Consider the following 19,876-nt stretch of genomic DNA (forward strand, 5'->3'; position numbering starts at 1 on the left):
CTTCGTGCCCGGGCTGCTGCAGACCGAGGCCTACGCGACGGCGGTGCTGGAGGCCGGGACCGTCGGGCGCTCGACGCCGGACTCCCTCGACCGCGTCGTAGATCCCTACGACGCGGCCGCGTCCCACCTCGTGGGATCGGGCTCTGTCGCTGTCGGCGGCGTCACGTAGGCTCGCAAGTGACGCGAGAGGCACGCGATCCACCACGAGGGAGGGGGCCCACGTGCTCATCGACACCTACGGCCGAGTCGCCACCGACCTGCGGGTCTCGCTGACCGACCGGTGCAACCTGCGCTGCACGTACTGCATGCCCGAAGAGGGCCTGCAGTGGCTGGCCAAGCCCGACCTCCTCACGGACGACGAGATCGTCCGCCTGATCGACGTCGCGGTCACCGCGCTGGGCATCGAGGAGGTCCGCTTCACCGGCGGCGAGCCCCTGCTGCGCCCGGGACTGGTGGGCATCGTCGAGCGGGTCGCCGCGATGGAGCCCCGCCCCCAGACGTCCCTGACGACGAACGGCATCGGCCTGCGCCGCACCGCCTCGGCCCTCAAGGCGGCCGGCCTGGACCGGGTCAACGTCTCCCTCGACACCCTGCGCCCCGACGTCTTCAAGACCCTCACCCGCCGGGACCGTCACAAGGACGTCCTCGAGGGCCTGGAAGCCGCCCGCGAGGCGGACCTGACCCCGGTCAAGGTCAACTCGGTCCTGATGCCCGGCCTCAACGAGGACGAGGCGCCCGACCTCCTCGCCTGGGCCGTGGAGAACGACTACGAGCTGCGCTTCATCGAGCAGATGCCGCTGGACGCCCAGCACGGCTGGAAGCGCGAGGGCATGGTGACGGCCGGGGACATCCTGGCCTCCCTGCGCACCCGCTTCGACCTCACCCCCGAGGGCGAGGAGGAACGCGGCTCGGCCCCGGCCGAACGCTGGCTGGTGGACGGCGGCCCGCACCGGGTGGGCGTCATCGCCTCCGTCACCCGACCCTTCTGCGCCGCCTGCGACCGCACCCGCCTCACGGCCGACGGCCAGGTCCGCACCTGTCTCTTCGCCCGCGAGGAGACGGACCTGCGGGCGGCCCTGCGCTCCGGCGCCCCCGACGAGGAGATAGCCCGCATCTGGCGTCTGGCGATGTGGGGCAAGAAGGCGGGCTCCGGTCTGGACGACCCGAGCTTCCTGCAGCCGGACCGGCCGATGTCGGCGATCGGCGGCTAGCCGCTCACCCCTGCGGGGGCTCCCACTCGGTCAGCGCGACCACGTCCTTGAGGAAGCCCCGGACCCCGAGGAACTGCGACAGATGCTCGCGGTGCTCCTCGCACGCGAGCCACGTCTTGCGCCGCTCCGGCGTATGGATCTTCGGGTTGTTCCAGGCCAGCACCCACACCGCGTCGACACGGCAGCCCTTGGCAGAACAGATGGGGGTCTCGTCACTCACGAAGTCGTCTCACCACACGCACACAAAGGCGACGCCGAGCAGCCACGGGGGGAGCTGCCCGGCGTCGGTCCGTCGCTCCGACGGGGGATGCGGAGCGCGTACGAAGTATGTCACGGCAGAGCACCCCCACGGCACTGGAACAACATGATTGATCTGAGCTTTTCCTGAGCTTGGCGCACAGCCCGCTCATGGCCCATTCACGGCTGTCGCTCAGCCTGCCCGGGCGTCGGTTCCTCCCGGACGGGTTCCGTGAGCCCCTCCTCTTCGGCGGCGGATCGCGTGGAGTCGTCGTCCGCACGAGGCGGCGCGATCATGGTCCGCACGGGCGGGCCGACGAACGTCGAGGGAAGCGACGGCGCGTTCTCCCGGCCGGCGTTGGCCACCACCACCGCGATGTAGGGCAGCACCAGGCCCAGGACCAGCGCCACCACGGCCACATGCCGTTCCACGTTCCACAGCGTCGCCGCGAGGATCACCGCCACCGTGCGGACGGACATCGAGATGATGTAGCGCCGCTGCCGGCCCCGCACATCGTCCTGGAGTCCCTGGCGTGCGCCGGTGATCCGGAACACCTGGGCGTTCTGGCCGCCACCCTGCTTCCGCATGACATTCCCCGTCCGCCCGCGTCGTCCTTCCCCCGGCCCTCCACGTTACGCCGCGGCTGCGCACTCATGGAGACCGGGGCGTCTGCGGCCCGGGCGAACCCGCTGCGTCGTCCCGCGTACGGCCGTACCCGACATGCGTCGTACACGGACCAGCCCGAGACTTGAGGCCACTGCTCACGTAGAGCCGGAAAAGGAGGCAGTCATGGGCTGGTTGTGGGCGATCATCGTCGGATTCGTGCTGGGCCTGATCGCGAAGGCGATCATCCCGGGCAAGCAGCACAGCCCGCTCTGGCTGACCACGATCTTCGGCATGCTGGGCGCGATCGTGGGCAACGCGATCGCCCGCGCGGCAGGCGTCGAGTCCACGCCCGGCATCGACTGGAGCCGGCACGCGTTCCAGCTGATCGCCGCCATCGTCATCGTCGCCCTCGGCGACATGCTCTACATGGCGACGCTGGGCAAGAGGAAGCACGAGGCCTGAGCGGCAGGACGGACGAAGGGGCGGCCTCCCGCGGGAAGCCGCCCCTCTGCCTGTCCTGCCGCTCAGGCGGTCAGCCGGTGACCTCCACGGCGGCCAGGTTCTTCTTGCCGCGCCGCAGCACCAGCCACCGCCCGTGGAGGAGCTCCTCCACCGCGGGCACCGCGTCCTCGGCCGCGACCTTGACGTTGTTCACGTAGGCCCCGCCCTCCTTCACGGTCCGCCGCGCCGCCGACTTGCTGGCCACCAGACCCACCTCGGCGAACAGGTCCACGACCGGTCCGAGCTCGGCGACCTGGATGTGCGGCACCTCGGACAGGGCCGCGGCCAGCGTCCCGGCGTCGAGATCGCCCAGCTCGCCCTGCCCGAAGAGGGCCCGGGACGCGGCGACCACCGCGGCCGTCTGGTCGGCTCCGTGGACCAGCGTCGTCAGCTCCTCGGCCAGCGCGCGCTGTGCGGCCCGGGCCTGCGGCCGCTCCTCGGTCTGTTGCTCCAGCTCCTCGATCTCCGTACGGGACCGGAAGCTGAAGATGCGCAGGAACTTCGAGACGTCCCGGTCGTCCGCGTTCAGCCAGAACTGGTAGAACGCGTACGGCGTCGTCATCTCCGGGTCCAGCCAGACCGTGCCGGACTCCGTCTTGCCGAACTTGGTGCCGTCCGCCTTGGTGATCAGCGGGGTGCCCAGGGCGTGCACGACGGCGTCGGGCTCCACCCGGTGGATCAGGTCGGTGCCCGAGGTGAGGTTGCCCCACTGGTCGCTGCCGCCGGTCTGCAGCGTGCACCCGTACCGCCGGTACAGCTCCAGGAAGTCCATGCCCTGCAGGATCTGGTAGCTGAACTCGGTGTAGCTGATGCCCGCGTCGGAGTTGAGCCGCCGCGAGACGGCCTCCTTGGCGATCATCTTGTTCACGCGGAAGTGCTTGCCGACGTCGCGCAGGAACTCGATGGCCGACATCCCCTGGGTCCAGTCCAGGTTGTTGACCATGACGGCCGCGTTCGGGCCCTCGAAGTCGAGCAGCGGCGCGATCTGCGCGCGCAGCCGCTCCACCCACTGGGCGACGATGTCGGGCGCGTTCAGCGTGCGCTCCGCGTTCGGCTTCGGGTCGCCGATCAGACCCGTGGCGCCCCCGACCAGGCCCAGCGGACGGTTGCCCGCCTGCTGGATGCGGCGCATCGTCAGGATCTGCACGAGGTTGCCGAGGTGCAGGCTGGGCGCGGTCGGGTCGAAGCCGCAATAGAACGTGACAGGACCGTCCGCGAACGCCTTGCGCAATGCGTCCTCGTCCGTGGAGAGGGCGATCAGCCCCCGCCACGTCAGTTCGTCGACGATGTCCGTCACGGTCTCGGTCTCCTTGATGATCTTCGCGCAGTCGAGTGACTGCCGGCTACGAGGTTATACGCCCTGACTGACAGAGCTCATATTGAAGTCCGGCACCCTCAGGGCGGGCATCGCAGCCCTAGTGAACCAGTCGCTCCACTCCCTGGGCAGCGTCTTTTCCGTGCGCCCCGCCTCCGTCGCCCGGCCCAGCAGGTCGACCGGAGACTCGTTGAACCGGAAGTTGTTGACCTCGCCGACGACCTCGCCGTCCTCGACGAGGTACACGCCGTCCCGGGTCAGCCCGGTCAGCAGCAGGGTCGCCGGGTCCACCTCGCGGATGTACCAGAGACAGGTCAGCAGCAGGCCCCGGCCGGTGGCGGCGACCATCTCGTCCAGCGAGCGGTCCTCACCGCCGTCCAGGATCAGGTTGTCGGCCCCCGGCGCCACCGGCAGCCCGGTCAGCGCCGCGCTGTGTCGGGTGGTCGTCAGGTTCTTCAGCTCGCCCCCGCCGATCCACTCGGTGGACCGCAGCGGCAGCCCGTTGTCGAACACCGACTGGTCGCCGCCGGAGCTGTGCGCGATCACGAACGGCGCGGACTCGAGGCCCGGTGCGTTCGGGTCGCTGCGCAGCGTCAGCGGCAGGTCGGTCAGTCTGTCGCCGAGCCGGGTGCCGCCGCCGGGCTTGGAGAACACCGTCCGGCCCTCGGTCGCGTCCCGGCCGGACGCCGACCACAGCTGGTAGATCATCAGGTCGGCCACCGCGGTCGGCGGCAGCAGCGTCTCGTACCGTCCGGCCGGCAGCTCGATCCTGCGCTCCGCCCAGCCGAGCCGCACGGCGAGCTCGGCGTCGAGCGCGGCCGGGTCGACGTCCTTGAAGTCGCGGGTCGAGCGTCCGGCCCACGCCGAACGCGTGCGGTCCGGGGACTTGGCGTTCAGCTCGAGCGTCCCGTTCGGCTGGTCGTGGCGCAGCCGAAGACCCGTCGAGGTGCCCACGTACGTCGAGACCAGCTCGTGGTTGGCGAACCCGTACAGCTCGCGGCCCCCCGCCCGCGCGCGGGCGAACGCCTCGCCCAGCGCCGGCGCGAAGTTGGCGAACACCGCGGACGAGGTCTCCGCGGGCGCCTCCGTGAACTCGGGGGCCGGCTCCACGCCCGTGACCAGCGGCTGGGCGTCCTCGGCCGGATGCGCACCGCGCGCGGCGGCCTCGGCGGCCCGCACCAGGGGCTCCAGCTCGTCCCCGGTCACCGCGGCGCGGGAGACGACGCCGGAGGCCGTGCCCTCCTTGCCGTCGACCGTGGCGATCACGGTGAGCGTGCGCCCGCGCGTGACGCCGTTGGTCGTCAGCGCGTTGCCCGCCCAGCGCAGGTTCGCCGTCGACTGCTCGTCGGCGATGACGACACAGCCGTCGGCCCGCGACAGCTCGAGGGCGCGCTCGACGACCTCGTGCGGCTTGGTGCTACGGGCGCTCATCGGCCGGCCTCCTGGGTGGTGTTCAGAATGTTGACGCCCTTGAACAGGGCCGACGGGCAGCCGTGCGACACCGCCGCCACCTGCCCCGGTTGGGCCTTGCCGCAGTTGAAGGCGCCGCCGAGGACGTACGTCTGCGGACCGCCCACCGCCGCCATCGAGCCCCAGAAGTCGGTGGTCGTCGCCTGGTAGGCCACGTCCCGCAGCTGCCCGGTGATCCGCCCGTTCTCGATCCGGAAGAACCGCTGCCCGGTGAACTGGAAGTTGTAGCGCTGCATGTCGATGGACCAGGAGCGGTCGCCGACGACGTAGATGCCCCGGTCGACGCTGCCGATGAGGTCCTCCGTCGACATCCCGGCCGGATCCGGCCGCAGCGACACGTTGGCCATGCGCTGCACCGGCACATGCCCGGGGGAGTCGGCGAACGCGCACCCGTTGGACCGCTCGAACCCGGTGAGCTTCGCGATCCGCCGGTCCAGCTGGTAACCGACGAGGGTGCCGTCCTTCACCAGGTCCCAGGACTGGCTCGCGACGCCCTCGTCGTCGTACCCGACGGTCGCCAGGCCGTGCTCGGCGGTGCGGTCGCCGGTGACGTTCATCAGCTCCGAGCCGTAGCGCAGCTTGCCGAGCTGGTCGAAGGTGGCGAAGGAGGTGCCGGCGTAGGCGGCCTCGTAGCCGAGGGCGCGGTCCAGCTCGGTGGCGTGCCCGATGGACTCGTGGATGGTCAGCCACAGGTTGGACGGGTCGACGACCAGGTCGTACAGCCCCGGCTCCACGCTCGGCGCGCGCATCTTCTCGGCGAGCAGCTCCGGGATCCGGGCCAGCTCGTCGTCCCAGTCCCAGCCGGCGCCGGTGAGGTACTCCCAGCCGCGTCCGACGGGCGGCGCGACGGTGCGCATCGAGTCGAACTCGCCGCTGGACTCGTCGACCGACACCGCGTTGACGGCCGGGTGCAGCCGCACGCGCTGCTGGGTGGTCACCGTCCCGGCCGTGTCGGCGTAGAACTTGTTCTCGTGGACGGTCAGCAGCGAGGCGTCCACGTGGTTGACGCCGTTCGCCGCCAGCAGCCGCGTGCTCCAGTCCGCGAGCAGCGCCGCCTTCTCCTCGTCCGGCACGGTGAACGGGTCGATCTCGTAGGACGAGATCCACGTCCTGTCCGCGTGCACCGGCTCGTTCGCCAGCTCCACCCTCTCGTCCGAGCCGGCGGCCTTGATCACCTGGGCGGACAGCTTGGCCATCGCCACCGCCTGCGAGGCGACCCTGGCCGCCGCGTCCATCGTCAGATCCACGCCGGACGCGAACCCCCACGTGCCGCCGTGCACCACCCGCACCGCGTACCCGAGGTCGGTCGTGTCCGAGGACCCGGCGGGCTTGGCGTCCCGCAGCCGCCACGACGCGCTGCGCACCCGCTCGAACCGGAAGTCCGCGTGCTCCGCGCCCAGCGCACGCGCGCGTGCGAGCGCGGCGTCGGCGAGGGCGCGCAGGGGTAGGGCCGTGAAGCTTTCATCGATGGTATGGGGCACCTAGGTCTCTCCCTGGTGTCGTCGCGGGTGATGACCTCGATCATGTCGCGCCCGGCGGCCCCCGGACCACACCTTTCCGGGCCGCTTGCGCAAACTTTCTGTAGGGACCCCACAGTCAGCCCCGTGAGCCACTGTCGGTGCCCGAATGTCGTCGCGAGGAAGCAGACCGATAGGTTTCGGAGGAAGCCGCCTGCCACCCAGAGTCCGGGCGGGTGCGTCAGACCCCTATCGAAAGGGTGATCCGTTGAGCCGCTCGGTTCTCGTCACCGGAGGAAACCGGGGCATCGGCCTCGCCATCGCCCGCGCGTTCGCCGACGCCGGCGACAAGGTCGCCATCACGTACCGCACGGGCGAGCCGCCGGCCGCCCTGACGGAACTGGGCTGCCTCGCCGTCAAGTGCGACATCACCGACTCCGAGCAGGTGGAGCAGGCCTACAAGGAGATCGAGGCCGAGCACGGCCCCGTCGAGGTCCTGATCGCCAACGCCGGCGTCACCAAGGACCAGCTGCTGATGCGCATGTCCGAGGAGGACTTCACCTCGGTCGTCGACACCAACCTGACCGGCGCCTTCCGCGTGGTCAAGCGCGCCAACCGCGGCATGCTGCGCGCCAAGAAGGGCCGCGTCGTGCTCATCTCCTCCGTGGTCGGGCTGTACGGCTCGCCGGGGCAGGCGAACTACGCAGCCTCCAAGGCCGCCCTGGTCGGCTTCGCCCGCTCCCTCGCCCGTGAGCTGGGATCCCGCAACATCACTTTCAACGTCGTCGCGCCCGGCTTCGTCGACACCGACATGACCAAGGTGCTCACCGACGAGCAGCGCGCGGGCATCGTCTCGCAGGTCCCGCTCGGCCGGTACGCGCAGCCGCAGGAGATCGCCGCGGCGGTGCGGTTCCTCGCCTCGGACGACGCCTCGTACATCACTGGAGCCGTCATCCCCGTTGACGGCGGACTGGGAATGGGTCACTGATCACCATGAGCGGAATTCTCGAGGGCAAGCGCGTCCTGATCACCGGTGTGCTGATGGAGTCCTCCATCGCCTTCCACACGGCCAAGCTGGCCCAGGAGCAGGGCGCCGAGATCATCCTGACCGCGTTCCCGCGGCCCACGCTGACCGAGCGCATCGCCAGGAAGCTGCCGAAGCCGACCAAGGTCATCGAGCTCGACGTCACCAACGACGAGCACCTCGGCCGTCTTGCGGACATCGTGGGCGAGGAGCTCGGCGGCCTCGACGGCGTCGTGCACTCCATCGGCTTCGCCCCGCAGGACGCCCTCGGCGGCAACTTCCTCAACACGCCGTTCGAGTCGGTCGCCACGGCGATGCACGTCTCGGCGTACTCCCTGAAGTCGCTCACCATGGCCTGCCTGCCGCTGATGCAGAACGGCGGCTCGGTCGTCGGCCTCACCTTCGACGCGTCGTTCGCGTGGCCCCAGTACGACTGGATGGGCCCGGCCAAGGCCGCCCTGGAGGCCACCAGCCGTTACATGGCGCGCGACCTGGGCAAGCAGAACATCCGCTGCAACCTGGTCTCCGCCGGCCCGATCGGCTCGATGGCCGCCAAGTCCATCCCGGGCTTCGCCGAGCTGGCCGCCGTCTGGGACGACCGCTCGCCGCTGGAGTGGGACCTCAAGGACCCCGAGCCGGCCGGCCGCGGCGTCGTCGCCCTGCTGAGCGACTGGTTCCCGAAGACCACCGGCGAGATCGTCCACGTGGACGGCGGCCTGCACGCGATCGGAGCCTGATCCCGGGCCTTCGGCCGGCTTCCCGGCGCCCCGCTCCCCGCATCACGCGCGGGGTGCGGGGCGTCACTCGTTCGGCGTACCTGTCCGGGCGGCGGGGGACCACGGCCGGGCACGCTGGAGTGCGCGCCCCGTACGACGCGCGGTTCCCTCCCCAGCTCGGCCGAGGAGGTATCCCTTGTGCGCCTGTCCCGCAGCCTGGCCCCAGCGACCGTCGTCGCCCTGTGTCTCGTGTTCGCGCTGCCGTACGACGCGTCGCCGCACGCGCGCGTGAAGGCGCCCGGCACGGCCGCGCCGGAGCCGTTCGGCGCGGAGTGCCTCGTCGGCGTCCACGGCTCCCGCGTCGTCGCCCACTGCCACAACCCCTACGCCGACACCGACCGGGTCCGTCTTCACATCGAGTGCGACCGCTGGTGGGACCTCGACACCGACGGCGCGCCCGCCGACGCGGGCCCCGCCCGGACCGTACGGCTGACCGGACGCTGCTGGAAGGAGGTCCGCTCGGCCTGGGTCACCCACCAGCGGGTGTGACCCCCGCGCGGACTGGTCAGCCGGCGGGCGAGGCGAACCGGCCGGGGCGGCACCCCATCGGATAGCCCGCCGCCTCGACGGCGGCCGTCTCCGCCTCGCCCGCGCGGATCGCGTCCACCAGCCGCGTGTGGTCCATGTACGTCTCCGGTGTGAGCTCGGCGCCCACGTCCTCCCGCAGCCAGTCGCGCAGCACCTCGCCGAGGTCCGCGTACATCGCCGTCATGACGTCGTTGTGGGAGGCCGCCACGACGGCCAGGTGGAAGGTCGCGTCGGCCGCCACGAACGTCTCCGCGTCGCCGGACTCCCATGCCTCCTCGCGCCGCAGCAGCAGCGCGTCCAGCTGCTTGAGGTCCTTCTCGGTGCGCCGTGCGGCCGCCAGTCGCGCCGCGCTCGACTCCAGCGCGGCGCGCAGTTCGGCGATGTGCCCGGGATCGGCGTCGGCGAAGCGGCGGTGCATCACGCCCGCCAGCTCGCTGGTCGCCGCGACGTACGTGCCCGAACCCTGCCGGATGTCCAGCAGACCGTTGTGCGCCAGTGCCCGGACGGCCTCGCGGACCGTGTTGCGGGCGACGCCCAGCTGCTCGACCAGCTCCGGTTCGGTGGGGATGCGCTCGCCGACCGGCCACTCGCCCGAGGTGATCTGGGAGCGCAGCGCGGCGATGACCTGCTCGGACAGCGCCGAGCGGCGGGGATGGCTCAGGGGCATGGCACACCTTCGCACGGCCGGGGCGGTCGTGTGACGCCCAGGCATCGACAACCAATCATCCTATGATTCTATGATGGACGGCATGGCGAGCGAACAGACACGGCCCACGACGGCACCGCTCATCCGGGCGCAGCCCACGGACGACCCCTCGAGCACCGTCACGCGCGCGTGGCGGACCCGGCTGCTCGTGATCGGCATCGTGCTGGCCGCCGTCAATCTGCGCCCCGCCATCACCAGCCTCGGCGCGCTCCTCGAAGAGGTCCGCGACGGGCTCGGCATGAGCGGCAGCGTCGCCGGAGTGCTCACCTCCGTGCCCCCGCTCTGCTTCGCCGCGTTCGGTGTCATGGCCCCCCGCCTCGCCCGCCGCTTCGGGGCGGGCGCGGTCGTGTGCGCGGGCATGGCCGCCATCGCCGTCGGTCTGCTCGTGCGCCCCTACGCCGGCGGCCCCGCCGGCTTCCTCGTCGCCACCGCCCTCGCCCTCATGGGCATCGCCGTCAGCAACGTCCTGATGCCGGTCATCGTCAAGCGACACTTCCCGGACCGGGTCGGCTCCATGACCGGCCTGTACTCGATGGCCCTCGCCCTCGGCACCGCCGTCGCCGCCGCCGTCACGGTGCCCATGACCGGGGCGATGGGCGGCAGTTGGCAGACGGGCCTCGCGGTGTGGGCGGGCCTGGCGGCGGCCGCCGCCGTGCCGTGGCTGCCGCTGGTGCGCGACCGCGACCGCCGCCGTGACCGTGATCGCGCCCTCGACCGCGGGCGGGGCACGCTCCCGGGCGGTCAGCGGACGGCCGCGCGCCGCGTGCCCCCGGCCAGGACGCCCACGACGTCCACGACGCCCGCCCAGGAAGCACAGCAGCCGCCGTCGGACGACCGCTCGTCCACGCGCCTCCCGTCCGCCCGCCCGGCCCCCGCCCCGCTGCGCATCGCCCGCAGCCGCACCGCCTGGGCTCTCGCCGTCTTCTTCGGACTCCAGGCCACCGCCGCCTACATCACCATGGGCTGGATGCCGCAGATCTTCCGGGACGCGGGCGTGCCGGCGAGCACCGCCGGGCTGCTTCTCGCCGTCACGATGGCGATGGGCGTGCCGCTGGCCTTCGTCATACCGCGCGTGGCCACCCGGCTGCCGCACCAGGGCCCGATCGTGGTCGCGCTCGGCGCCTGCGGCCTCGTCGGGTACGCCGGCCTGTACCTGGCCCCCGCCGACGGCGCCTGGGCCTGGGCCCTGCTGCTGGGCATCTCCAACTGCGCCTTCCCGCTGGCGCTCACCATGGTCGGGATGCGCGCCAGGACCGGCGCGGGAGTGGCCCAGCTCTCCGCCTTCGCCCAGAGCACCGGCTATCTGATCTCCATCCCGGGTCCGCTGCTGGTCGGGGTGCTCTACCAGCACAGCGGCGGCTGGGGCGTGCCCCTCGCGCTCATGACGGCGCTGATGATCCCGCAGACCGTCGTCGGCGTCCTGGCGGGCCGCGACCGCACGGTGGAGGACGAGGCCGCCCGCTGACCAGGCGGCGGCGCCGGGCTCCGCGGACCCCCGACGCCACCGTCGGGGCCGGCGGGTGCGAGACTTGCCGCATGCCAGTGCTCGACCCGAACCCGCGCGACGGCCAGAAGAAGATGCTCCTCGTCTTCGGCTCGTTCCTCGCCATCTTCGTGATCATCGCCGTCATCGCGACCCTCGCCTCCCCCTGACCCCGGCGTCCCACGCCGGACGCCTGCCGCGCGGTCCCGTGACGCCGGGCGCCGGACGCGGACGGCCCGCCGTGCCGCCGGGGGTGGGGTTAACCCCCCTGTCCCCTAGGGGGTGAGGGTCAGGGTCAAGTGGGTGGGTCACCGGATGGGTTGACGCCGTCGGCTTCCGTACCTTCGAACTGTGACCGCGACGCGGATCACCGGCCACGTCCTGCGGACGACTCGAAGACAGCGGAGGCACCCATGTCGGCCCCCACCCACCCCCGGTCCCACCCGGCCGCCCCGGGCGGCGCCGGCAATCTGCTGCCCTGGTGGGCGCTGGCCCTTCCTACGCTGGCCTTCATCACCCTGCTGGTGCTGATACTGAACCCCGCCGACGCCCACGCTGCCGGCGGCGACCCGGCGATCACCCATCTCGTCGAGCGCGTCCAGCAGCTCGTCGCCCGCTAGGGCGGCCCTGGGCCGCTGGTGGGGCCGCATGTCAACTCCCTGCGCCCCGTGGCCTGTTTCGTGCGAAGCTGGGAGTCATGAGCGTCGCAGAACCCCGCAGGATCGTCCTCTTCCGCCATGCGAAAGCCGACTGGCCGCAGGTGCTCGACCACGAGCGTCCGCTCGCTGAGCGGGGCCGCAAGGACGCCGCCGTCGCCGGACGCAAGCTGACGGACACCGGCATCCCCATCGATCTGGCCCTGTGCTCCACCGCGGTCCGCACCCGGGAGACGTGGAAGCTCGCCGTCCAGGAATTCCCGCACCGGCCGAAAACCGTCTACGAGGAGCGGATCTACGAAGCCTCCCCCGGCGAGCTGATCGCCCTGCTCAACGAAACCCCCGACGACGTGCACAACCTCGTCCTGATCGGCCACAACCCCGGAATCCAGGGGCTCGCCGACGTCCTGTCCGGCCAGGCCGACGGCGACGCGGGGGAGCGCATGCACAGCCGCGGCTTCCCGGCGGCGGCCTTCGCCGTCGTCTCCTTCGACGGCTCCTGGAAGTCGCTGGAGCCGGGCGTCGCCACGCTGCTCGACTACTGGGCCCCCTCCGAGTGACCATCCGGCACAGGGGAGGGCCCGGCGCCGTCGCGGCGCCGGGCCCTCCCTGCACGTCCCCGCCCGTCACGCGTGGGTGCGGCGCGGCCACTCGGCCGATCGGGTTGCGTACGGATGTGCCCTCGCGAGGGCCGGGCTACTTCTCGTCCTGCGTCTCGGCGGCCTCGACCTCTTCGCGGGTGATGCCGAGCAGATACAGGACGGTGTCCAGGAACGGCACGTTCACCGCCGTGTGCGCCGCCTCGCGCACCACCGGCTTCGCGTTGAAGGCGACTCCAAGCCCGGCCGCGTTCAGCATGTCCAGGTCGTTCGCGCCGTCGCCGATCGCCACGGTCTGCGAGAGCGGCACACCCGCCTCGGCGGCGAACCGGCGCAGCAGCCGCGCCTTGCCCGCGCGGTCCACGATCTCGCCGGTCACCCGGCCGGTCAGCTTCCCGTCGACGATCTCCAGCGTGTTCGCCTGGGCGAAGTCCAGCCCGAGCCGGTCCTGCAGATCGTCCGTGACCTGGGTGAAACCGCCGGAGACGACGCCCACCTGATAGCCGAGCCGTTTCAGCGTCCGGATCAGCGTCCGCGCGCCCGGGGTCAGCCGCACCTCGGCGCGCACCTTGTCCACGACCGAGACGTCCAGCCCCTCCAGCAGCGCCACCCGCGCGTGCAGCGACTGCTCGAAGTCGAGCTCACCGCGCATCGCCGCCGCCGTCACCGCGGCGACCTCGTCCTCGCAGCCGGCGTGCGCGGCGAAGAGCTCGATCACCTCGTCCTGGATGAGCGTGGAGTCGACGTCCATGACGACGAGCCGCTGGGCCCGCCGGTACAGACCGGCGTCCACCACGGCCACGTCCACGCCGAGCGCCGCCGCGTCCGTGACCAGGGCGGTGCGCAGCGGCCCGGCCGCCACGCCGGAGACGGCGAACTCGACAGCGGTGACCGGGTACTTGGCGAGTCGGAAGATACGGTCGATGTTGCCGCCGGCCTTCGTGATCTTCGCGGCGATCGACGCCGTGGCCTCCGCGGTGAGCGGGTGCCCGAGCACGGTGACCAGCGAGCGGCCGATGCCGCGCGGACGGTTGTCGCCGGTGCCGGAGATGATCTCGGCCTGCATCTTCATCGACTCGGCCCAGCTGTGCACCGTCGACCGGAGGTCCCCCTCCAGGCCGGCCGGCGGCTCGGTCACGAGCGCGCACAGCACCATCCGGCCTCGCGTGACGACCTGCTCGATGTCGACCACGTCGACGGAGTAGGCGGCGAGGGTGTCGAAGAGGCCGGCTGTGATGCCCGGCCTGTCCTTGCCGAAGATCTTGACAAGGAGCGTGGGCACGTCAGAGGACGAAGTCTGCAAAGCGCTCATGGTGTACCCACCGTATCCGGCACCCAGTGCCGCCCGCCGCTCAGGTCCGCCTGACGGACATGAACAGTCGGCGCCTCCCGGACGACGCCCGCCTCGACGAACGGCGACGCCCCGCCCCGCCCGCTGCGCTTCGCCCGCCCCGCCCCGCTCGCCCCGCCGGCCCTGCTCCGCCCGCCCTACGCAGGTGGCGCGGCCCTGCCCCCTCCGGCCCGGCCCGCCCCGCCCCTCGCTCGGTTTCCGGGCCGTGCCCGCCGTCGACTCCTGTGGACGACCCCGTCCTCACCGCGGTCGCCGCGGCGCCCCCGGCCCCCGGGGCCCCCGCGGCGGCGGAGGAGGCGGTGGAGGCGGGGGGCCTTCCTCCGGTCCCGTCGGCGGGCGTTCACCCGGGCGCGGGCCGGCCGGCCGTCGGGGGGAGCGGGGCGAGGGCCCCATGGGGCGGACGACGGTCGGTGCGCCGTAGACGTCGTCCGGCCCCTGCGGCGGTCCGTCCCGCCGCGAGCCGTCGTACGGCCTCGACGGCTCGGCCCCGCGCTGCCCGGCGGCCCCCGGCCGCGCGTCCTGCGGGCCGCTCGGCTCCTGCGGCCGGCTCGGCTCCTGCGGGTCCCGCAGCTCCTTCGGCACGCGCAGGTAGGGATTGGTCGCCGGGTTCGGCGGCCGGTACGCCACGCTTGGGGCGTAGGGTCCGGCCGGGTCGTCGGCGTCCCCCGTGGACCCGCGGTCCCGCCGCTCTCCGCCCGGCCCGTGCGCCGTCGGACCCGGATCCCCCGAGTCACCCCGTGCCGACCCCGCCGCCCACCGTCCGGCGGCCCCGGTGAACCGGGCCAGCAACGCACCGACGGCGCCCGCCCCCGCACCCCACGCGCCGCCCAGCAGCAGTGCCGCGCCGGGGCGCCCGTGCAGCTGGACACCGGCCCCGAACGCGTCGAACCCGAGCACGGAGAGCGAGGCGTTCACGGACACCTCGGTCAGCCGGACGAGCAGCAGCAACGCCAGGGCCGTCACGACCCCCAGCCGCAGGGCGCAGCGCGCGGCGAACCCGCCGACGCCGACCTGCCCCGCCCCCGCGCCGGCCGCCACGCCTGCCCCGCCCACTGCCCCGGCTCCGCCCACTGCCGCTGCCCTGCCCACCGCCCCCGTCGGCGTCCGCACAGCCGTCAGCACGCCCGCCAGCATCATCATCAGCGCCGTCGCGACTCCCAGGAGCCATACCCGTCCGTCCAGCTCCGCGAGGCGGCTCAGGGTCACCGGCTGCTGGGCGCCGACGCGCAGGAGGTCGTCGAGGGGGTGCGGGAGCACGTTCGTCAGCGCACCGGTGGCGCGGCCGTCCCACGGGACGAACAGGCCGAGCGGAACGCCCAGCCAGACCCCGTTCGGCGCGCCGAGCAGCGCCGCTCCCGCGATCCGCCGGGGATGGTCGTCGCCGACGGCCGCGTACGCCGCCGCGGCGAACCCGGCCGCCACGGCCACCAGCAGCACGGTGACGACGGCCGACGCCGCCGGACGCACCACCCGGTGCACGGGCTCCCAGTCGCGCGGCAACGGCGTGCGGCGCGAGGCCAGCAGAGCGATCAGCAGGATGCCGAGCGACCAGCCGAGGCCGCCGAGCAGCGTGGGCGCGGTGTCGACGCTGAAGCCGACCGCGGCCCGCGCGTCGACCAGATCGCCGAGCCGGTCGGGCAGCAGACCCCCGACGTCCCCGAGCCCCGGAACCTCGAGACCGCCACCGCCGCCCCCGGGAAGGCCGTCCAGGCCCAGTGAGCGCCCGTCGAGCGTGACGACGTCGTGCCCCGCCCAGGCGAGCCCGCCGAGCATCGCCACGAAGAGCGCGACCACCGTGCCCACACGCGCGAGGAGTTCGGCCCAGCCGATCACAACTCCGGCCGTGCGCAGGGATCGCAGGAAGACCCACGACAGCAGCAGGGCGCCCACCAGGCTCACCCCCAATGGCGTGATCTCGATGGCCGTGGCCGTCTGCGCGCCGGTGAGACCGAAGGCGGACACATCTCCCGACGGCGTCACCGAGCCGCCGGCGCCCAGGACCACCACCGCGGCCGTCATCGGGCCCAACGACCCGGCGGAGTCCGCCTCCAGCAGGTGCAGCCCGAGCGCCGCCGAGCCCGCCATCCCGATCAACGCCCAGCTCACCGCGGAGATCGCGGCCAACAGCACGTCCAGCCATGGCACACCCCCGGCGTCCACCGTCTTCCCACGGCCGTCGACATACGTGCCGGCACCCATTGCAGACCCCCCGATCCGCAGCGCGGGGCGGCGAAGATCGCCGCTTCCGTCCCCCTCGCGTGCGTTTACCACTCTCCGGCCCGTTTTCAACCCCGTCAACGTCAACGGCCGATACGCCCGCGCACGCTCTTCACAAGGCCCGACTTTCGGTCAGGGGGCCGCTACTGAAATAGTTCCCCCCGATGTTCGACATCCCTAGACTCCCCGTTGACGGGGCTACTCGGGGGACAACTCAGTGGGGCTGGAGTGCCGGAACTCGTACTGGAATTGAACGGACGCACCTGGACGCTCGATCCGTCCAGGTCTTACACCCTCGGACGGGATCCGCAGGGGGACATCGTCCTGGAGGACGCCAGGGTCTCCTGGCGTCACGCCACGGTCAGCTTCAACGGCCGCAGTTGGGTCGTCGAGGACCACGGCAGCACCAACGGCACGTTCGCGCAGGGGCAGCGGATCAACCGGCTGGAGGTCGGTCCCGGCTCGGCGCTGCATCTGGGCAACGCGACCGACGGGCCGCGGGTGAGCCTCTCGGGAGCGCAGGCGCCCGCCGCGCAGCCCCAGCAGCCGTACGCGGCGCAGGCCGCGAACCCGGGCTGGGCCCAGCAGGCCGCGCCGCAGCCGCAGGCCGCGCAGGCCGGCTGGCCGCCGCCGCAGCAGCCTGCGGCGCACGTCCCGCAGCAGCAGGGCGCGGGCGAGCAGTACGCGCAGGGCGTGCCCGGTGGAGGCGCGGGGGCGCCGCCGGTCTACGGCGATCGCAGCCCGACCACGTTCCACCAGTTCTCCCTCGGCCGTGTGATGCGCATCGGCCGTGCGCTGGAGAACGAACTGGTCGTCTCCGACCTGCAGGTCTCGCGGCACCACGCCGAGTTCCACTCGACGCCCGACGGCCGCATGGAGATCCGCGACCTCGGCTCGCACAACGGCACCTACGTCAACGGCCAGCCGATCCCGAAGGGCGGCTCGGTCCAGCTCGGTCCGACCGACGTCGTCGGCGTCGGCCACTCGACGTTCCGCATCGTCGGCGACCGGCTCGAGGAGTTCGTCGACACCGGTGAGGTCTCCTTCTCCGCCCGCCACCTGACCGTCACCGTCGACGGCGGCAAGCAGATCCTGAAGGACGTCTCCTTCGGCGTCCCGGAGAAATCGCTGATCGCGGTCATCGGGCCGTCCGGTTCCGGCAAGTCGACGCTGCTCAAGGCGCTGACCGGCTACCGGCCCGCCAACCAGGGCGACGTCCTCTACGACAACCGCAACCTCTACAAGCAGTTCGCCGAGCTGCGCCAGCGCATCGGTCTGGTCCCGCAGGACGACATCCTGCACAAGGAGCTGACCGTCAAGAAGGCCCTGAAGTACGCGGCCAAGCTGCGCTTCCCGGCCGACACCACGCCCGCCGAGCGCGAGTCCCGCATCGACGAGGTGCTGCGCGAGCTGAAGCTGGACATCCACAAGGAGAAGAAGGTCACCTCTCTCTCCGGCGGCCAGCGCAAGCGCGTCTCGGTGGCCCTGGAGCTGCTCACCAAGCCGTCCCTGATCTTCCTGGACGAGCCGACCTCCGGCCTCGACCCGGGCATGGACCGCGACGTCATGCAGCTGCTGCGCGGCCTCGCCGACGACGGCCGCACGGTCCTCGTCGTCACGCACTCGGTGGCCGAGCTCGCGATCTGCGACAAGCTGCTCGTGATGGCGCCGGGCGGCGCGGTCGCCTACTTCGGCCCGCCCGAGGAGGCGCTGAACTTCTTCGGCTACGACACCTGGGCCGATGTCTTCTCCGCCTTCGAGAACTACCGCGACTACGACTGGGCGGGCCGCTGGAAGGGCTCGCAGCACTACCAGATGTACGCCGCGGACATCGACGCCATCGCGCCGCAGTCCGTACAGATGCCGCCGATGCAGGCGATGAAGCCGCCGAAGCCGCAGGGGTGGATGTCCCAGTTCGTCACCCTGGTGCGCCGCTACGCCTCGGTGATCGCCTCCGACAAGGGCTTCCTGGCGCTGACGGTGATCCTGCCGGCCGTCCTCGGCGCGGTGAGCCTGCTCATCGACTCCGGCAACAGCCTGCTGCCCAACCCGGTGAACCCGAAGACCGGCCGGATCATCCCCAACGGCACGGCCACCACCGTCCTGCTGATCCTGGCGGTCGGGGCCTGTTTCGCGGGCGCCGCCAACTCGGTCCGCGAGCTCATCAAGGAACGGGTCATCTACGAGCGGGAACGCGCCACCGGCCTGTCCCGCTCCGCGTACCTGATGTCCAAGGTGTTCGTGCTCGGCGTGGTCACCCTGCTCCAGGGCCTGATGGTCGGCGTCATCGGCTTCGCGAGCCGGGAGATCCCGAAGGAGGGCCTGGTCCTCGGCACGGCCACCATGTTCGAGCTGTCCATCCCGATCATGGCGCTGGGCTTCACGTCGATGATGTTCGGACTGGTCATCTCGTCGCTGGTGAAGACGGCCGAGAAGACCATGCCGCTGCTGGTGATGTTCGCGATCATCCAGGTCGTCTTCACCGGCTGCCTGTTCACCCTGAACGGCGCGGTCGGGGTCAACCAGTTCTCGTACCTGATGCCCTCGCGCTGGGCTGTCGCCGCCGCGGGCGCCACGCTCGACTTCAACAAGATCAGCCCGCCCAAGGACGGCGGCGGGACGGACCCGCTGTGGGAGCACACCGTCGGCGCCTGGAGCCTCGACATGGCGGCGCTCGTCGTCCTCGGTGTGATCTGCGGCTTCTTCGTGGCCCGCTTCCTGCGCCGTCACGAGCCCGAGGTCATGCGCAAGTAGTTCTCCGCACCGGTTCGGTGTGTGCACGCCGAAGGGCGGCGCCCCTGTGCGGGGGCGCCGCCCTTCGGCGTGCGGGGGGTCTCAGTACGCGCTGTTGACGTTGTCCATCGAGCCGTACTTGTCGGCCGCGTAGTTCGCGGCGGCGGTGATGTTGGCGACCGGGTCGTAGATGTTCCACGACGTGCCGGCGACGTGGTACGCCTTGAAGGTCGGCGGGATCACCTGGAGCAGCCCCTTGGACGGGATGCCGTTGATGGCGTTGATGTCCCAGTTGTTGATGGCGTTGGGGTTGCCGGAGGACTCGCGGATGATGTTGCGGTGCAGGCCCTCGTAGGAGCCCGGGATGCCCTTGGCCTTCATGATGTCCAGGGAGTGCTTGATCCAGCCGTCGAGGTTGTTGGCGTACCGCTTGACGGACGCCTTCTTGACGACGGCGCGCTTGGCGGACCGGCTCGCGGCCTCCTTGGCCTTGTGCGCGGCGGCGGCCTTGCGCTTGGCGGCCGCGGCGGCGGCGGCCTTCTTCTTGGCGGCTGCGGCCTTCGCCGCGGCCTTCTTCTTGGCTGCCTCGGCCGCGGCGGCCTTCTTCTTGGCCGCCGCTATGGCGTCGACCTTCACGCTCTTGGCGGCCAGCTGGTCGGTCACGTCGGCCTTGACGTCCTGCACGGGCTTGGAGCTGTAGGCGACCCGGGCCGTGGAGACGGCGTCCGTAGTGGTCGTCTGCGCGTCGGCCGGCACCACGGAGAAGGCGAGGGCGGCTGCACCGAGCGTGGCGGCACCGGCGATCGCGATCTTGTGAGTGTTCTTGGGCATGCGGAAGGACCTCTTCGAATAGCGCGGAGGTCGCTCTCTTCGTCCGACGGCCGGACAGCGGGTGCTTGAGGCACGAGCACCGCGGGGCGAACCCGCGGCGCTGAGCGACGAGAGCAATTCTTAGCGGCCGCAAAATGCCCAGGCAAAGGTGTGACGTACGATCCCCGGTAGTGG

Annotated in this window: 19 protein-coding genes and 1 pseudogene; 11 read left to right on the forward strand and 9 right to left on the reverse strand. The window is 71.9% G+C overall.

What is annotated here, in order from left to right; translation table 11 throughout:
* A pseudogene (locus tag ABT300_RS23260) lies at positions 1-100 on the forward strand (Scr1 family TA system antitoxin-like transcriptional regulator); the annotation flags it as partial.
* A gap of 121 nt (positions 101-221) precedes the next feature.
* Positions 222-1,211, forward strand: a complete 990-nt coding sequence (gene moaA, locus ABT300_RS23265) for a GTP 3',8-cyclase MoaA (protein ID WP_351678837.1) — start codon at positions 222-224, stop codon at positions 1,209-1,211.
* A 4-nt stretch (positions 1,212-1,215) separates the two neighbouring features.
* On the opposite strand, the gene ABT300_RS23270 is transcribed toward moaA, so the two are convergent.
* Together ABT300_RS23270 and ABT300_RS23275 are read right to left on the reverse strand one after the other, a co-directional pair.
* Complete coding sequence (locus tag ABT300_RS23270) at positions 1,216-1,431, reverse strand: hypothetical protein (protein ID WP_351678840.1); 216 nt, start codon at positions 1,429-1,431, stop codon at positions 1,216-1,218.
* Between the two features lie 197 nt (positions 1,432-1,628).
* Positions 1,629-2,036, reverse strand: a complete 408-nt coding sequence (locus ABT300_RS23275) for a DUF3099 domain-containing protein (protein ID WP_351678843.1) — start codon at positions 2,034-2,036, stop codon at positions 1,629-1,631.
* A gap of 202 nt (positions 2,037-2,238) precedes the next feature.
* On the opposite strand from ABT300_RS23275, the gene ABT300_RS23280 reads away from it, so the two are divergent.
* Positions 2,239-2,517, forward strand: a complete 279-nt coding sequence (locus tag ABT300_RS23280) for a GlsB/YeaQ/YmgE family stress response membrane protein (RefSeq protein WP_351678845.1) — start codon at positions 2,239-2,241, stop codon at positions 2,515-2,517.
* A gap of 70 nt (positions 2,518-2,587) precedes the next feature.
* Here the strand turns inward: ABT300_RS23280 and tyrS are convergent, their stop codons facing one another.
* Genes tyrS through ABT300_RS23295 form a run of 3 tightly spaced genes read right to left on the reverse strand, consistent with a single transcriptional unit; the run spans position 2,588 to position 6,822 of the window.
* The gene (tyrS, locus tag ABT300_RS23285) at positions 2,588-3,853 is read right to left on the reverse strand and encodes a tyrosine--tRNA ligase (RefSeq protein ID WP_351678847.1); all 1,266 of its coding nucleotides are present in this window, start codon (positions 3,851-3,853) and stop codon (positions 2,588-2,590) included.
* A 54-nt stretch (positions 3,854-3,907) separates the two neighbouring features.
* A complete protein-coding gene (locus tag ABT300_RS23290; RefSeq protein ID WP_351678849.1) occupies positions 3,908-5,302 on the reverse strand; it encodes a metallopeptidase TldD-related protein in 1,395 nt (464 codons plus the stop codon).
* Positions 5,299-6,822, reverse strand: a complete 1,524-nt coding sequence (locus ABT300_RS23295) for a TldD/PmbA family protein (RefSeq protein ID WP_351678852.1) — start codon at positions 6,820-6,822, stop codon at positions 5,299-5,301. Before ABT300_RS23295 ends, ABT300_RS23290 begins: the two co-directional genes overlap by 4 nt.
* A gap of 244 nt (positions 6,823-7,066) precedes the next feature.
* Here ABT300_RS23295 and fabG point away from each other — a divergent pair, with 244 nt between their 5' ends.
* From fabG to ABT300_RS23310, 3 genes are all read left to right on the forward strand, one after another.
* Positions 7,067-7,786, forward strand: coding sequence for a 3-oxoacyl-[acyl-carrier-protein] reductase (gene fabG / locus ABT300_RS23300; RefSeq protein WP_351678855.1), 720 nt, complete (start codon positions 7,067-7,069; stop codon positions 7,784-7,786).
* A 5-nt stretch (positions 7,787-7,791) separates the two neighbouring features.
* Positions 7,792-8,559: an enoyl-ACP reductase FabI gene (gene fabI / locus ABT300_RS23305; RefSeq protein WP_351678858.1), complete on the forward strand. Its 768-nt coding sequence runs from the start codon at positions 7,792-7,794 to the stop codon at positions 8,557-8,559.
* Positions 8,560-8,736: 177 nt separating this feature from the next.
* Entirely contained in the window at positions 8,737-9,087 is a 351-nt protein-coding gene (locus tag ABT300_RS23310) for a hypothetical protein (RefSeq protein ID WP_351678861.1), read from the forward strand.
* A 16-nt stretch (positions 9,088-9,103) separates the two neighbouring features.
* On the opposite strand, the gene ABT300_RS23315 is transcribed toward ABT300_RS23310, so the two are convergent.
* Positions 9,104-9,793 carry a FadR/GntR family transcriptional regulator gene (locus tag ABT300_RS23315; RefSeq protein ID WP_351678864.1) on the reverse strand — a complete coding sequence of 230 codons (690 nt, stop codon included), beginning with the start codon at positions 9,791-9,793 and terminating at the stop codon, positions 9,104-9,106.
* A 70-nt stretch (positions 9,794-9,863) separates the two neighbouring features.
* Between ABT300_RS23315 and ABT300_RS23320 the strand changes: the two genes are divergently transcribed.
* The 4 genes from ABT300_RS23320 (at position 9,864) to ABT300_RS23335 (ending at position 12,531) form a co-directional block, all read left to right on the forward strand.
* On the forward strand, positions 9,864-11,297 hold the full coding sequence (locus ABT300_RS23320) for a CynX/NimT family MFS transporter (protein WP_351678867.1): 1,434 nt from the start codon (positions 9,864-9,866) through the stop codon (positions 11,295-11,297).
* A 71-nt stretch (positions 11,298-11,368) separates the two neighbouring features.
* Positions 11,369-11,485 carry an SGM_5486 family transporter-associated protein gene (locus ABT300_RS23325; RefSeq protein WP_351678869.1) on the forward strand — a complete coding sequence of 39 codons (117 nt, stop codon included), beginning with the start codon at positions 11,369-11,371 and terminating at the stop codon, positions 11,483-11,485.
* Positions 11,486-11,728: 243 nt separating this feature from the next.
* On the forward strand, positions 11,729-11,935 hold the full coding sequence (locus tag ABT300_RS23330) for a hypothetical protein (RefSeq protein ID WP_351678872.1): 207 nt from the start codon (positions 11,729-11,731) through the stop codon (positions 11,933-11,935).
* A gap of 77 nt (positions 11,936-12,012) precedes the next feature.
* Positions 12,013-12,531, forward strand: coding sequence for a SixA phosphatase family protein (locus ABT300_RS23335; RefSeq protein ID WP_351678875.1), 519 nt, complete (start codon positions 12,013-12,015; stop codon positions 12,529-12,531).
* Positions 12,532-12,667: 136 nt separating this feature from the next.
* Here ABT300_RS23335 and serB read toward each other — a convergent pair whose 3' ends face one another.
* Positions 12,668-13,882, reverse strand: coding sequence for a phosphoserine phosphatase SerB (serB, locus tag ABT300_RS23340; protein WP_351678878.1), 1,215 nt, complete (start codon positions 13,880-13,882; stop codon positions 12,668-12,670).
* Positions 13,883-14,161: 279 nt separating this feature from the next.
* Positions 14,162-16,120 (reverse strand): streptophobe family protein, encoded by a 1,959-nt coding sequence (locus ABT300_RS23345; protein ID WP_351678881.1) that lies wholly within the window; start codon positions 16,118-16,120, stop codon positions 14,162-14,164.
* 246 nt (positions 16,121-16,366) lie between these two features.
* Here ABT300_RS23345 and ABT300_RS23350 point away from each other — a divergent pair, with 246 nt between their 5' ends.
* Entirely contained in the window at positions 16,367-18,892 is a 2,526-nt protein-coding gene (locus tag ABT300_RS23350) for an ABC transporter ATP-binding protein/permease (protein WP_351678884.1), read from the forward strand.
* 81 nt (positions 18,893-18,973) lie between these two features.
* On the opposite strand, the gene ABT300_RS23355 is transcribed toward ABT300_RS23350, so the two are convergent.
* Entirely contained in the window at positions 18,974-19,702 is a 729-nt protein-coding gene (locus tag ABT300_RS23355) for a transglycosylase SLT domain-containing protein (RefSeq protein WP_351678887.1), read from the reverse strand.
* Positions 19,703-19,876 lie beyond the last annotated feature (174 nt).

The organism is Streptomyces sp. NPDC001027 (assembly GCF_040299045.1).
Lineage (GTDB): Bacteria > Actinomycetota > Actinomycetes > Streptomycetales > Streptomycetaceae > Streptomyces.